The sequence below is a fragment of the Pseudoalteromonas sp. UBA6610 genome (assembly GCF_002433295.1).
In the GTDB taxonomy this organism is placed as follows: Bacteria; Pseudomonadota; Gammaproteobacteria; order Enterobacterales; family Alteromonadaceae; genus Pseudoalteromonas; species Pseudoalteromonas atlantica.
In genome coordinates this window covers 32,359-46,570 of the sequence record NZ_DJHW01000141.1, presented here as the reverse complement: position 1 = coordinate 46,570, position 14,212 = coordinate 32,359, and the positions used below count along the sequence as shown (strand labels likewise).

The window sequence follows — 14,212 nt, the reverse complement described above, 5'->3', positions numbered from 1 at the left end:
TAGATTTTAATTATTTTTATAAAAACAACAATTAAGATTTAAACTCAATTGTAACTGGGCTTGTATTTTAATATAAAGAATGTAATATGAAATCCGCTCCGCTTTATTGGAGTTTTATGGATAATTATTAGGACGATGGAATGTTTGTATTTGAAGAGTATATTTCCCCTATTTCTGAAACTGAAATCGCAGGCTTAGACCCGCGCTCGGATGTTTCTCCTACGTCGACTTATTACGCCTTAAAAGATTTAAGAAACCAACTTCGTGCCGCAGAAAGAAACGCGCTAGTAGACGAGGAGGGTATTTCATCACTTGCCCGCGACTGGTTACCTTTATTAGAACAATGCAGCAACGCGCTAAAAACAGAAAGCAAAGATATTGAGTATTTAGCGTGGTTTATTGAAGCCCTTTGTCGAATTCATGGTTTTAAAGGACTTGCTTTTGGCTTTAAAGTGGCCAGCCAATTATTAGATAATTATTTTGATGCGCTATATCCCTCCCTTGATGCAGACGATGAAATTTCAGACAAAGTATCAGCGCTTGGCGGATTGAATGGTTCCGCAGGTGAGGGGACTCTGATTATCCCCATTAAAAGCATACTTTTAACCGACAGTGTTAGCTTAGACCCTTTTACATTTTGGGAGTATCAGCAAGGCTATGATATTTCGAGGCTTAATGATGACAAAAGAGAGAAAAAGCTAGCACAGGGCGCGGTTGATTTTGAATTAATCGAAAAAAGTGCTGCAGAGACAAGTACAGAATTTTTTGTAACATTAAAACAAGATATTGAAGAGGCGATTTCTGAGTTTGCCCAGCTTAGTGACGTGATGGATAAAGTGACGGGGCAACCGCAACCTACCTCAAATATTAAACAAGCGCTTGAGGTAAGTTTGGCTGCTGTTAACCATATTGCTGCAGACAAACTTGTTGCAGCTGAACAGGCGTTGATATCAGAGCAAACACAAGAGCAACTCACTCAAAACGGTGAAGAGCAGGATGCAGTTGAGGCGCCTAAAAAGGCCATTAGCCAAGCAATTGATTCACGTGAGAATGCAATAAATAAGCTTAAAGAAATAGCGGCGTTTTTTAGAAAAACCGAACCGCATTCTCCAATGTCTTACACGATAGAACAAGTGATTCGATGGAGCGAATTATCGCTGCCTGAATTATTAAATGAATTGATAACAGATAGTGATGCTAGGACCGGGTACTTTAAGTTGTCTGGCATTAAGATCAGCGAAACTGAAACATAAGTAAAAGGAGTTCTCTATGAGTATCCATGATAAATTAAAACGAGTACGTAAGCCTCGCGTTCACATCACCTATGATGTAGAAACTGAGGGTGCAGCAGTAAAAAAAGAATTACCATTTGTTGTTGGTGTAATGGGGGATTTCTCAGGAGATAACACTGAAGTTTTAAAGCCATTAAAAGATAGACGTTTCATTCAGATTGATCGTGATAATTTTGATGATGTTTTGAAGCGTATGAGTCCTTCATTAAATTTAGTTGTTGAAAACACTTTAAGTGAAGATGACTCTCAATTTAATGTTAGTCTTAACTTTAAATCGATTGAAGATTTTGAGCCTGCGGCTGTTGTGAATCAGGTTGAACCATTGCGTAAACTAATGGAAACGCGTAATAAATTACGCGATCTAATGACTAAGATTGACCGTTCAGAAGAGCTAGAAAATGTTTTAGAAGAAGTATTAAGTAATACTTCGAACCTTGATTCTATCGCTAAGGAACTTAAGCTAGAGGAGACTGAAAAATGAGTGCAGAGCAACTAAGTACTGAATTAGAGTCAACAGCTGAGGCAAGTTCATCGTTATTGGAGCAAGCAATTGGTGCTACTAAGCAAACTGATGCAAGTCGCGCAGAAGAGCTTCTTAAAACGTTAACTGAAGAGGCATTAAAAGGCACAGTTCAATGGAATAAAAACATGACTGTGACATTTAATGAAGCAATTCAATTAATTGATCAAAAAATATCAAAACAGCTTAGTGTTGTCATGCATAGCGATGAGTTTCAAAAGCTAGAAGGTTCTTGGCGTGGGTTACACCACCTTGTAATGAATTCTGAAACGAGCTCAACGCTTAAAATTCGTGTTTTAAACATGAAGAAAAAAGAATTGCATAAAGATTTGAGTAAAGCAGTTGAGTTTGACCAAAGCCAAACATTTAAAAAGATTTACGAATCTGAGTTTGGTACACCAGGCGGAGAACCTTATGGCACAATTGTGGGCGACTATGAATTTACTAACCACCCAGAAGATGTTGAAACGTTAAGCTTAATGTCGAACGTGGCAGCGGCTGGTTTCTGTCCATTTATTGCCGCTTCGTCACCTTCTTTATTCGGCTTTGATAACTGGGAAGAGTTAACTAAACCTCGAGATTTAGAAAAAGTGTTTGAATCATTAGAGTACACAAAGTGGCGCTCGTTCAGAGACAGCGATGATTCACGTTTTGTATCGTTAACTATGCCTCGCTTCTTATCACGTTTACCTTATGGTGCAGCTTCTAAACCTGTAGAAGAGTTTAACTATGAAGAGTTTGAAGTTGAACCAAAAGCAGGGCGCTCAGTAAGTACCGAAAATAGTGATTACTGCTGGAGTAATGCAGCTTACGCAATGGCCACTAATATGACCAAGGCGTTTTCACAATACGGTTTTTGTACTGCGATTCGTGGTGCTGAGGGTGGCGGTAAAGTTGAAGGCTTACCAACGCATATTTTCACAAGTGATGATGGTGATCCGGATCTTAAATGCCCAACGGAAATTGGCATAACAGACCGTCGTGAAGCAGAGCTTAGTAAACTTGGTTTCTTACCTTTATGTCACTACAAGAATACTGATTACGCTGTTTTCTTTGGTGGGCAAAGCTGTCAAAAACCACAAGTATATTCAACGCCTGATGCAACAGCTAATGCTGCAATTTCAGCACGCTTACCTTATTTAATGGCAACATCTCGTTTTGCACATTACTTAAAAGTGATGGCGCGTGATAAAATTGGTAGCTTTATGGAAGCAGAAGATGTTGAGTCATGGCTAAATCGTTGGATTTTATCATACGTAAATGCGACAGAGGGTGGTGGTCAAGATATCAGAGCACGCTACCCGTTAGCCGATGCGAAAGTATCAGTTAAAGAAATACCAGGTCAGCCAGGTGCTTATAACGCAGTGGCATGGTTAAGACCTTGGCTACAAATGGAAGAACTTACTTCTTCATTACGCCTTGTAGCTAAAATTCCAGAGATTGGTTAATTAGCCAATCTTTAGCGTTAAGGATAATGCAGTAAAATGAATCACGAAGAGTTTTCATTTATAAATCAAAACTACGCTTTTCATCAAAAGTCGCAGTCTAGAATTAGCGATAATGATGCTTTATTAGAGCGTTTTCTATATGAAAAAAACTTAGATAAGGCACTGTTATTGTGGCTTGAAGGCTCTTCTGATTCTCCCATTTCTTGGAGCAAAGAATCGCTTGGTCCTTATTTACAAAGAATAATTGTAGAACTTGACCAACTAATTTCTCAGCAACTAAATAATATAATTCACCACACGCGATTTCAAAAGTTAGAAGCAAGCTGGCGGAGTTTATATTGGTTAACCCTTCAAACAGAGCAATTTGACAAAGAAAATAAAGTAAAAATAAAGGTACTAAACTGTGATTGGGCAACCCTCTCTAAAGATGTCAATAAAGCAATAGATTTCGACCAAAGTTACTTTTTTCAATTACTTTATCAAAGTGAATTTGATAGCGCCGGTGGCGAGCCTTTTGGTGTGGTAATTGGCGACTACGAAATTAGTAATATGCCCTCTAATGGCACTATTTATAACGACATTGATACTATTAAAGAAATCTCGCGCACTGCAGCTGCAGCATTCTCACCATTTATATGTTCAGCGTCTCCAAACCTTTTTGGCGCAGATAACTTTTCTGATCTAGGGTACTACGCAGATTTATTCAATCAATTTGAGCAACCTGAATATGTAAAATGGCAAAGCTTTAGATCAATGGAAGAGGCACGCTTTGTTGGTTTAACGTTACCGCACGTTTTAGTCAGAGCACCTTACACTAACGATGGTAAACGCCATCAAGATTTTTACTTTAAAGAACAAATTAAAAGCCCCGAAACAGATATGTTATGGGGTAACGCTGCATTTCAGTTTGTATCAACAATAATTAGAGCCTATTGCGATAGTGGTTGGTTTGGGCATATTAGAGGTATTGAGCCAGGAAAAGTGTCAAAAGGACTAGTTACAGGGCTTGCAAAAGATAGTTTTGCAAATGATACATACCAAAAAGAGGCAAAACCGCCACTCGATCTATTGGTGACTAGCAAATTTGAAAAGCAGTTTTCTGAACTTGGATTTATCCCAGCATCATCAGTTACTAACTCAGAGCACATCGTTTTTTATAGCAACGCATCGGTACAAAAAGCAAATAATTACGAATCCAGCGCAGCTAATATTAATGCGCGCCTTTCATCTATGTTGCAATACATTTTATGTGTTTCACGCTTTGCACATTATTTAAAAATATTAGCACGCGATAGAGTGGGCTCTTACATAAATGCTCATGCATGCGAGCGTGATTTACAAGCGTGGATAAATAACTATACAACCGCATCAGACTCAGCATCAGAGCAAATCAGAAGTAAATACCCACTGAGCAATGCGCGCATTAAAGTAAGTGAAAACAAAGCAAATCCGGGTCATTTTTTTTCTGTTTTACAATTACAACCCCATTTTCAATTAGATCAAATGGTCTCGAGCATTAAATTAATAACAGAGCTCAGTCCTCATCACAAAATAAAGGAATAACCATGAAGAAAATACACAGCTTAATCCGCGAGGGAAAATTAACTGAAGCACTTAGCCTATGTGCTGCAGAGCTTCAAGATGAGCCTTTAAATTTTGATATCAGAAGTAGCTACGCTGAGCTACTTTGTATAAATGGTGAGCTTGAAAAAGCTGATAAACAACTCGACTTTATGGTTCAAAAGAATCCTGAGTTTGCTGTCGGTGCTGTAAATCTTAGACATTTGATCCGTGCTCAGCAATCACGAATAGACTTTTACAAAGGTAAAGGGATCCCTAAATTATTTCATGATGCTGATGAGATAGACACATTGTTTTTAAAAATGCATGTGGCTTTGCTTCAGGGAGAAATTGATGAAGCTGCAGAGCTTTCTGCACAAATGGAAACCTTAAGAGTAAGTTCGTTAAATGATGCAGAGTCTGTGGCACGCGACTTGGACGATACATTAAATCCTTATTTAGAAGTTCTAGGCACAAATGGTGAATTTTACTTGGCAAATTTTGATGAAATTGAGTCGTTAAAGGTAGAGCCTGTAAGTTCAGTATTAGAAAGTATTTGGCTACGTGTTGAAATAACGATTAAAGAAGGCCCTTCAGGTACAGCACACTTACCCCTTGTCTATGCCAATGCAGAATCGGACCTTGAAAAATTAGGTCAGGTCTCTGATTGGGTTGAACTCAAAGATGAATTCATTATTGGTAAAGGCATGAAAATGCTATTTATTAATGATGAGGCGATCACAATTCCTAATTTAAAAGTTAATGCTGTAGAAGCAGCATAATTTATATTTGAGCAAAAATGATAGAACATAAGCAGCAGCTTCAGGCATCAATTTTAGACAGGCTCATTGATGATGAACCTGACTTTCAAGATGCACCATCGCGTACAGAGGGGATCACAATAAGTGAGCTACGTAAAAGTGTGCGAAGAGATATAGAAGCACTGCTTAACGCCCGAATCCAGTGGCATACGTGGCCTACACAATATAGTGAGCTTTCAACGTCGTGTTTATCGTACGGCTTGCCTGATTTTTCAAGTATGTCGGTCAGTTCTCACGAAGGTCGAGCACTGCTATGCGAGACAGTTAGAAACACTATTTTAAAATTTGAGCCACGATTTTTAGAAGTTGAAGTATTTACTGATGAAGAAGTACCGGTTAATCGCGTTTTAAACTTGCGTATTAATGCGCTTTTATACGCTGATCCTGAGCCAGAATTTATAAGCTTTGATTCTGAGGTAGAGCCCGTTAATTTGGGTATGAAGGTTATTGAGGCATCATTATGAACGATGAATTATTAAAGTATTACAATCGTGAATTAGCATTTGTGCGTCATTTAGGAAAAGATTTTGCTGAGAAATACCCAAAAGTAGCAGGGCGTTTAAAGCTTAGTGAAGATCATGTTGAAGACCCTCATGTATCACGACTTATTGAATCGTTTGCGTTTTTAACTGCCAATATTAGACAAAAGCTAGATGATAGTTTCCCTGAGCTAACCGATGCTTTATTAGGGCAAATGCTCCCAGATTACCAAGCACCTATCCCTTCTATGTCGATTGTAAAATTAGAAGCCGAAAACCTTTCAACCGCGGGTGTTGTCATCCCAAGAGCAAGTGAAGTTGAAACTAACGTTGATTCTATGAAGCAATGTAAGTTTCAAACCTGTTACGAAACCTACCTTTGGCCCATTGAAATCACTAAAGCCCAGTTTGATAACAGCCCTTTTGTAGCGCCTAAGCCGCGTTGGCATGAAAAGGCAAAGTCTATATTTAAGTTAGAGCTAACCGGTGAATACAAGGGCGTTCCGCTTGCAGAAACTGGTTTAGAAAAACTTCGCGTATATATAAACGGGCAGTGGCACCATACTCTTAAAGTGTACGAACTGTTATTTAAACACAGCATTGGTATAGCCATAGATAATGGCGAAGAAGGCATTAAATACTTATCAAAAAACCAATTAAAAGCGGTCGGGTTTGAAACACACGAAGCGGTTGTGCCTTACTCTCAGCGCTCTGCTGCCGGTTATCGTTTATTGGTCGAAAACTTTACTTTTCCTGAGAAGTTTCGTTTTTTTGAACTTGAAGGTATACGCGGCGCATTACCTAAAAACTCCAACAAATGTGATATCTATATATACCTTGATACTGAGTCAAGTGAGCTTGAGAAACAGGTTGATGAGGATATGTTTTTACTCGGGTGCACGCCAATAATTAACTTATTCGAGCAAGAGCTTGAGCCAATTCGCCCTGAGATAAGTGAATACGAGTATCAACTTGCACCGCGTTATATGGACTCAGAAATTTCTGAAGTGATTGGTATTTCAGAGGTTATAGCGTTTGATCACAAAGGTAATAAACAAGTCGTTGCGCCATTTTATGGTCAAACTCATCCAAATTATCAAGGTCACGAAGACCTATTTTGGCATATAAGAAGAGAAACAGCGTCGTGGGCGGGCGGTTATGTAGAGTCTGGCACCGAGACATTTATGTCATTGGTAGATGCTAAATTTGAAAACAGCGCTATGGAATATGGTGAAGGTAACTCTGTACTCACTGTACGCGCAAATTGTAGCAACCGTAATTTACCTGCGAGTATGCCATTTGGCGACGATGAGCTTGGATTACTGATGCCAGAGCGCGGCGATGTAATTAAAAAAATTCGTTGTTTAGCACCTTTTACACATGCAGTTAGACCCGTATTAGCCGATGCAACGCGCTGGCAGCTTGTTAATCATTTAACACTCGATACGTTTAGCGGTGAAGATGCGTGTAATAAATTAAAAGAAGTACTTCGTCTATATGACTTTAGAGCATCGCCTCAAACCAAAGGGCTAATAGATAATATATATCGCGTTAGTATTGAGCCTGCAACCGCGCGTGTTATTCAAAAAGGCAGGGTAAGTTTTGTAACTGGCAGCGAAATAGAAATTACTTTTGCTAACGATGATTTTTCGGGCAGTGGCATGTTCTTTTTTGCCGCAGTGTTGGATCATTTCTTTGCTCAGTTTGCCGCTATAAATAGTTACACACGTTTGAGCTTGCGTTTAAAAGAGCAAGAGCAAATATATTATCAGTGGCCTGCGCGCGTAGGTGACAGACCACTATTATGATAAAGCAACTGATCGCCCAAGCTTCTCAAGTCGATTTTTATAAAGCGGTTTTCATAATTGAAAACCAGCTTAAAAAGCGTGGCTTTGATTATCGCCACGTTGGCTACGATAGCAACCCAAAACAAGAATTAATAAAATTTACGGCAACACAAAAGTTTGGCTACCCGGGAAATTCAATTACTAAGCTTGAAGAAGCTGGTTTTGAAGATGGCTTGCATAAAGTAAATATACAGGTGTCATTTATGGGGTTAACTGGCTGCTCTGGTGCATTACCGCAATTTTATAGCGAACTGGTTATGCAAAGGCTGCGCTATAAAGACACAACCATGCGCGATTTTTATGACATGTTTAACCATCGCCTGATTTCTTTGTATTACCGAGCTTGGAAAAAATATAAACCTTCACTAAATCATATAAATAACGACAAAAAAAAAGACCCGTATACTCAAATGTTGGGGCTATTAAGTGGTGGGTATAATGAACATCAGTTGCACTTTTCAGGTTTGTACAGCCGAAAAATTCGCAATGCTTTTGACTTACAAAGTGTGCTTGGTTCTTATCTTGGCTGTGAAGTAAAAATAAATCAGATGGTTGGTCAGTGGTATGAGCTAAAGTTGCAAGAACAAACGGCTTTAGCTAGTCAAGTTATGTATGAAGGTCAACATGCGCGGCTCGGGGTTGATTCAGTGATAGGTAAGCAGGTATGGGATGTGTCTTCTAGCATAGAAGTACATATAAAACCCAATAAGCCTTGCAAAGTCAAACAACTTTTACCAAGGGGTGAGTTGTTTCAATTGGCAAAAAAAATCACAAAAGATTATATAGGAAACTCTATTCAGTTTCGTTTAATAATTGAAGCTGATTTTACACGTTTAGATACAGCCCAGCTTTTAGAGGATAAAGCCCAACTTGGAATTAATTCTTTTTTAGCAGTACAAAATAACAAATCAAAATCTAACCCTACTAAGTTATCGTTTAAGGGATAATTAAAATTAAAAGGAACACTGTATGTCTTCGATGACACTCAATAAATTAGTTGAAAAACTAAGCCCTGATTGCAGAAAAAGCCTAGAGGCGGCGGTTGCAATTTGTAATAGCAGAAGCCACTTTACAGTGGAGCTTGAACACTGGTTACTTGCCATGATTGAGCAGCAACTAGATGACGTTAGGCTTATTTTTGGCTCTTTTGACATTGATATTGAAAAAGTAAAACAAGACTTAAATCAATCTCTAGAAGCGTTTAAAACCGGTAGTGAGTCATCACCTAGTTTATCTGTGCATGTTACAAGTCTATTAAAGCAATCTTGGTTAAGTACCAGTATTGAGTTTACTGATAACCAAATTCGCAGTGCCTACGTTATTTATACGCTTGTAAAAGACGATACCTTATCGAGCTTAGTAACGCGCTGTAGTAAGTTATTTAATAAAATAGAGCCAGGGCAGTTACTCCATGCATGGCCGGAAATTGTTGCTCAATCGCAAGAGCGTAATCACTCAGTGCAAAACACGGCTAGCCAATCGGCTACAAACTCTAAAACACCGAGCCTTGACCAATTTACTGTTGATTTAACGGCGCAAGCAAAAGCCGGAAAAATAGATCCTATTTTGGGCCGCGACTTCGAAATTCGCCAAATGGTAGATATTTTAACTAGACGCCGTCAAAACAACCCAATTTTAACCGGTGAAGCGGGTGTAGGTAAAACAGCTGTAGTTGAAGGCTTAGCTTTAAGAATTGCACAAAAAGATGTACCGGCCGTGCTGCAGAATGTGAAAATCCACAGCTTAGATTTAGCACTATTACAAGCTGGCGCAGGCATGAAAGGCGAGTTTGAAAATCGTCTTAAATCATTAATTAACGAGGTAAAAAACTCAGTTAACCCGGTTATTTTATTTATTGATGAAGCTCATACGATGATTGGTAGCGGTGGGGCCGCAGGCCAAAACGATGCTGCTAACTTATTAAAACCAGCACTTGCCCGTGGCGAGCTTAGAACCATTGCTGCTACAACGTGGGCTGAATATAAAAAGTTTTTTGAAAAAGATGCTGCGTTGACGCGTCGCTTCCAAGTGGTAAAAGTAGAAGAGCCAACGCCAGAAAAAGCAGTGGCTATGTTACGCGGTTTAGTACCAGTGATGGAAAAACACCACAAAGTATTTATTTCTGAACAAGCCCTTGAAAGTGCAGTGCACTTATCGCATCGCTATATTACGGCAAGGCAATTACCCGATAAAGCAGTGGCATTATTAGATACTGCCTGCGCACGGGTGGCAATGAGCCAAGCATCTACACCAAACACTATAGAGCAACTTGTAAATCGTTTAAGTGAAATAGAAACACAAGTGCAGATGCTACACCGTGAACAGAAAACAGGTTTAGATCATTCAGTGCAGCTAGACACACTTAAAACTGAACTTGTAACTATTGAAGAGCAGTTAGCGCCATTAACAGAGCAATTTAAAGTAGAAAAAGAAATTGTTGCTGAGCTTAATAAGGCGCTCGAGTCTATTAACTCAGATCAAGAAAATTCATCAGATGAAATTTTAGCCAATCTTAAGCAGAGTAAAGAAAAGTTAACTGCTTTTGAACATAATATGGTTCATTGGCAAGTGGATGAAGAGCTTATTGCACAGGTTATATCAGATTGGACTGGCATACCTGTAGGTAAAATGCACGAAGATGAAATACATGGCATTTTAAACCTTGCACAGCAAATGAAAAAACGTGTTGTAGGGCAAGACCATGGGTTAGATTTAATCGCTAAGGTAGTGCAAACATCTCGCGCCCAACTAGCAGATGAAAGCCGACCTAACGGTATTTTTATGTTGGCAGGTCCAAGTGGTGTAGGTAAAACCGAGACTGCACTTTCGCTTGCACAAGAAGTGTATGGCAGTGAAGAAAATGTCACCATTATTAATATGTCTGAGTTCAAAGAAGAGCATAAAGTATCACTACTGCTTGGTTCACCTCCTGGGTATGTAGGTTATGGCGAAGGTGGCATATTAACCGAAGCCGTAAGAAGAAAACCATACAGCGTAGTGCTGCTTGATGAAATGGAAAAAGCACATCCTGGTGTGCAAGATATTTTTTATCAAGTATTTGATAAAGGTACAATAAAAGACGGTGAAGGTCGAGATATCGACTTCAAAAATACAATTATAATTATGACCTCAAATGTGGGTACTGATACCACCATGAGCTTATTTGAAGACGAAGAAAGTAAGCCAAGTATTAAAGGCTTATTAAAAGCATTACAAGATGATTTACTCGCTTCATTTAAGCCTGCTTTTTTAGGTCGTATTAATGTAATTCCGTACATCCCACTAAGTGACGATATCCTTTCAGAAATTGCCTCATTACAAATAGCAAAAATTGTTAAACGCGTTAACAAGCATTACGATGCTGAGCTTAAATATGAAAATGACGTAATAGAATATATAATTGATAATTGCCAAAATGCAGGGTCCGGTGCTAGGAACATACACACTATTTTGCAAAATAAATTATTACCATTATTATCTGAAGTTTTACTTTCTAGTATGATTGATGATAAAAAAATAAATAGTATAAAGTTGGCTGTAAAAGATAATGAATTTAATATTGAGTTAAATTAAAGTTTATTTAAATTAACTTTGTATTAAGGTTGTTTCTTTGATTTTAGGGTATTATAATTTTGTTGCCTTAATTCACTACATGGAATTTTTGAGACATTGTCTTCATCTAAGGAAAGGAATCTGAAGGCCTTTTCATTGCTGTATTAAAGATAATGATTTCAAAGGAATTTTTGGGAAACCAAAGTAAATAATCCAGTTTAAATGGATAACATTGTTTAATTAAAAGGAGCATTATCAAATGCAAGCAAATACATATTTAAAATACGGTCCAATCAAAGGCGAAACTACGGCTGAGTCTTTCAAAGATTTAATCACAGTATTATCTTTAGATTGGAATGTAAGCCGTGAAATTAGTGCAGCAACTGGTACAGCAATGGACCGTGAGTCTAGCTCTACTCGTCTTGGCGATGTAACTATCACTAAACTTCAAGATAAAGCATCTCCGGATCTTTTCAAAGAAGCAACTATTGGTAAAGGCCTTCCAGCTATTTTCCATATCACTAAGCAAGGTGATAAAGTTGAAGAAATCATGAAAATCGAACTTACAGATGCAATGATTTCTAGCTACTCTGTATCAGTTCAAAACGATCGTCCTATTGAAACAATCACTATCAGCTACACAGAAATGATGATGACTGTTACTCCAACAGACGACAAAAATAACATTACTGCTCCACTTGTATACGGTTACAGCGGTGTTAAAGGTCAACAAATGTAATTTTTGTTACCTTATAATGGCTCTGAGCTTTTGCTCAGAGCTTTTTTTGATCTTTAGGATGGGAAAGGCAAGGAATGCAACAAGCAACACAAGATAATAACGTAATTCAAATTAGCACCCCTGCTGGTAAAGATGCCCTCTATTTAACCCAATTTGTTGCCCAAGAGGCAATGTCAGATTTATTTGTTATGTCTGCCAATATGTACACGATTGGTAAACAAATAGCGCACGAAGATTTAGTAGGTAAGCCTGTATCTATTAAAGTAAAAAATGCTCAAGGCGGTGGTGAACGTTACTATCACGGAATAGTAAGTCATTTAGTATCAAATGGTAGCCGCACAGCTGATGTAGAAGAACAAAAAAACTATATAGATTATCAGGCAACTATCGTTCCGTTCGCAGCATCAATGCGCAATCGTAAAAACAGCCGAATATTCCAAAAGAAAACTATTAAAGAAATATTTGCTGACCTATTTGGTCAACATAATGTTGCCTTTAGTGATAAAACCAGCAAGACATACCCTAAATACGAGTACTGTGTTCAGTACCAAGAGTCAGACTTTGACTTTATTCAACGACTTTTTCAGCAAGAAGGTATTTTTTACTTTTTTGAGCACACCAATAGCAACCACACACTGGTACTTGCAGATGATATAACTGCATACGAGGTATGTGACGAAGCTAAAGTTGTTTATTCAACTGGCCATTTAAGCGAATCACACGTATCGCGTTGGCAGGGCGGTTTAAGCATTGCACCTGGCAGCTTTAAACGCGTTGGTTACGACTTTAAGCAGCCATCACGCTACCCAGACGGAGAGCAAGCAAACCCACAGCTCCCGACGCAATCAGTATCAGAAATTTTTGAATATACTGGCGAGCAAGAGTGCCACCCGCGTGCAGCTAACTTAGCATCTGTTCAGCTTGAGTCATTACAGCGAGACATGAAGCTTTCTAGTGGTCGCAGTGACTGTCGCTCATTCACTGTGGGTAAACTTTTTAGCTTTAAAAAGCACGAAGACCCACGTCTTGAAGGTAAAACATTTGTCATTACCTCTATGATGACGTCAATAACAATACCTAATCAATCGGGTGCATTGCAATCAAGTGCTGAAGAAGTGTACTCGAACCATTTTGAATGTGTACCCAAAGATATACCCTACAGAGCGCAAATAAATAAGAAAAAACCAGTTATAAACGGTGTGCAAACGGCAATCGTAACTGGCGACAGCGCCGATGAAATAATGATTGACCAATATGGTCGCGTAAAAGTGCAATTTGACTGGGACCGAGAAGGTAAAAAAGATTCAAAAAGTTCATGTTGGATCCGTGTTGCGCAAAACTGGGCAGGTAAAAAGTGGGGAGCGTTTTTCTTCCCTCGGGTAGGCCAAGAAGTACTTGTAGACTTTATAAATGGCGACCCAGACCAACCAATTATTAGCGGAGCAGTGTACAACGCAGATTTAATGCCTCCGTATGCACTGCCTGGCGAAAAAACACAAAGTGGTATTAAAACACGCTCTACTAAAGAAGGCGGAGCCGATAACTTTAATGAGCTAAGGTTTGAGGATAAAAAAGGCAGCGAGCTGGTTTATATTCAAGCAGAAAAAGATAAGCAGCTTTACGTAAAAAATGACCAAAACGACAAAACAGATCACGACCATAATATTGAAATTGGCAACGATCGAAAAGTTGATATTGGCAATAATGAAACACTAAAAGTGGCTAAAAATCGCTGTGACGATATAGGTGAAAACGACACGTTAAAAGTGGGTAAAACACTTAATATTGAAGCCGGTGACGAAATAGTAATTAAAACAGGCTCTGCACAAATTAAAATGAGCAGCAGCGGTAATATAACTATAGAAGGCACTAATATAGACATTAAAGGCAGTAACGTTAAAGTTGATGGTAGCGCCATTACTTTATCTGCCGGCATGATTAAATTAAATTAGTG

At 38.7% G+C, this 14,212-nt stretch carries 11 protein-coding genes; all 11 read left to right on the top strand.

Going from position 1 to position 14,212, the window contains the following annotated elements:
* Window positions 1–140 precede the first annotated feature (140 nt).
* The 11 genes from tssA (at window position 141) to B4F91_RS18620 (ending at window position 14,210) form a co-directional block, all read left to right on the top strand.
* Window positions 141–1,253 (top strand): type VI secretion system protein TssA, encoded by a 1,113-nt coding sequence (gene tssA, locus B4F91_RS18670; protein ID WP_096042741.1) that lies wholly within the window; start codon window positions 141–143, stop codon window positions 1,251–1,253.
* Between the two features lie 16 nt (window positions 1,254–1,269).
* Window positions 1,270–1,773, top strand: coding sequence for a type VI secretion system contractile sheath small subunit (gene tssB / locus B4F91_RS18665; protein WP_055015750.1), 504 nt, complete (start codon window positions 1,270–1,272; stop codon window positions 1,771–1,773).
* Window positions 1,770–3,260: a type VI secretion system contractile sheath large subunit gene (gene tssC, locus B4F91_RS18660; protein ID WP_055015749.1), complete on the top strand. Its 1,491-nt coding sequence runs from the start codon at window positions 1,770–1,772 to the stop codon at window positions 3,258–3,260. The genes tssB and tssC (B4F91_RS18660) overlap by 4 nt, the downstream gene beginning before the upstream one ends.
* Before the next feature lie 36 nt (window positions 3,261–3,296).
* On the top strand, window positions 3,297–4,823 hold the full coding sequence (tssC, locus tag B4F91_RS18655) for a type VI secretion system contractile sheath large subunit (protein ID WP_138576596.1): 1,527 nt from the start codon (window positions 3,297–3,299) through the stop codon (window positions 4,821–4,823).
* 2 nt (window positions 4,824–4,825) lie between these two features.
* Complete coding sequence (locus B4F91_RS18650) at window positions 4,826–5,602, top strand: type VI secretion system accessory protein TagJ (protein ID WP_286937694.1); 777 nt, start codon at window positions 4,826–4,828, stop codon at window positions 5,600–5,602.
* A 17-nt stretch (window positions 5,603–5,619) separates the two neighbouring features.
* Window positions 5,620–6,105, top strand: a complete 486-nt coding sequence (gene tssE, locus B4F91_RS18645; RefSeq protein WP_096042744.1) for a type VI secretion system baseplate subunit TssE — start codon at window positions 5,620–5,622, stop codon at window positions 6,103–6,105.
* The gene (gene tssF, locus B4F91_RS18640; RefSeq protein WP_096042745.1) at window positions 6,102–7,928 is read left to right on the top strand and encodes a type VI secretion system baseplate subunit TssF; all 1,827 of its coding nucleotides are present in this window, start codon (window positions 6,102–6,104) and stop codon (window positions 7,926–7,928) included. Before tssE ends, tssF begins: the two co-directional genes overlap by 4 nt.
* A complete protein-coding gene (tssG, locus tag B4F91_RS18635; RefSeq protein WP_286937695.1) occupies window positions 7,925–8,914 on the top strand; it encodes a type VI secretion system baseplate subunit TssG in 990 nt (329 codons plus the stop codon). Before tssF ends, tssG begins: the two co-directional genes overlap by 4 nt.
* A gap of 22 nt (window positions 8,915–8,936) precedes the next feature.
* Window positions 8,937–11,540, top strand: a complete 2,604-nt coding sequence (gene tssH / locus B4F91_RS18630) for a type VI secretion system ATPase TssH (protein WP_286937696.1) — start codon at window positions 8,937–8,939, stop codon at window positions 11,538–11,540.
* Window positions 11,541–11,778: 238 nt separating this feature from the next.
* Window positions 11,779–12,258 carry an Hcp family type VI secretion system effector gene (locus B4F91_RS18625; RefSeq protein WP_055015742.1) on the top strand — a complete coding sequence of 160 codons (480 nt, stop codon included), beginning with the start codon at window positions 11,779–11,781 and terminating at the stop codon, window positions 12,256–12,258.
* Between the two features lie 74 nt (window positions 12,259–12,332).
* Window positions 12,333–14,210, top strand: coding sequence for a type VI secretion system Vgr family protein (locus B4F91_RS18620; RefSeq protein WP_286937699.1), 1,878 nt, complete (start codon window positions 12,333–12,335; stop codon window positions 14,208–14,210).
* Window positions 14,211–14,212: the final 2 nt, after the last annotated feature.

What these genes read in the sequence shown, in the direction of transcription:
- tssA (WP_096042741.1), top strand. Translation starts at nt 141, where the DNA reads ATGTTTGTATTTGAAGAGTATATTTCCCCTATTTCTGAAACTGAAATC.
- tssB (WP_055015750.1), top strand. Translation starts at nt 1,270, where the DNA reads ATGAGTATCCATGATAAATTAAAACGAGTACGTAAGCCTCGCGTTCAC.
- tssC (WP_055015749.1), top strand. Translation starts at nt 1,770, where the DNA reads ATGAGTGCAGAGCAACTAAGTACTGAATTAGAGTCAACAGCTGAGGCA.
- tssC (WP_138576596.1), top strand. Translation starts at nt 3,297, where the DNA reads ATGAATCACGAAGAGTTTTCATTTATAAATCAAAACTACGCTTTTCAT.
- B4F91_RS18650 (WP_286937694.1), top strand. Translation starts at nt 4,826, where the DNA reads ATGAAGAAAATACACAGCTTAATCCGCGAGGGAAAATTAACTGAAGCA.
- tssE (WP_096042744.1), top strand. Translation starts at nt 5,620, where the DNA reads ATGATAGAACATAAGCAGCAGCTTCAGGCATCAATTTTAGACAGGCTC.
- tssF (WP_096042745.1), top strand. Translation starts at nt 6,102, where the DNA reads ATGAACGATGAATTATTAAAGTATTACAATCGTGAATTAGCATTTGTG.
- tssG (WP_286937695.1), top strand. Translation starts at nt 7,925, where the DNA reads ATGATAAAGCAACTGATCGCCCAAGCTTCTCAAGTCGATTTTTATAAA.
- tssH (WP_286937696.1), top strand. Translation starts at nt 8,937, where the DNA reads ATGTCTTCGATGACACTCAATAAATTAGTTGAAAAACTAAGCCCTGAT.
- B4F91_RS18625 (WP_055015742.1), top strand. Translation starts at nt 11,779, where the DNA reads ATGCAAGCAAATACATATTTAAAATACGGTCCAATCAAAGGCGAAACT.
- B4F91_RS18620 (WP_286937699.1), top strand. Translation starts at nt 12,333, where the DNA reads ATGCAACAAGCAACACAAGATAATAACGTAATTCAAATTAGCACCCCT.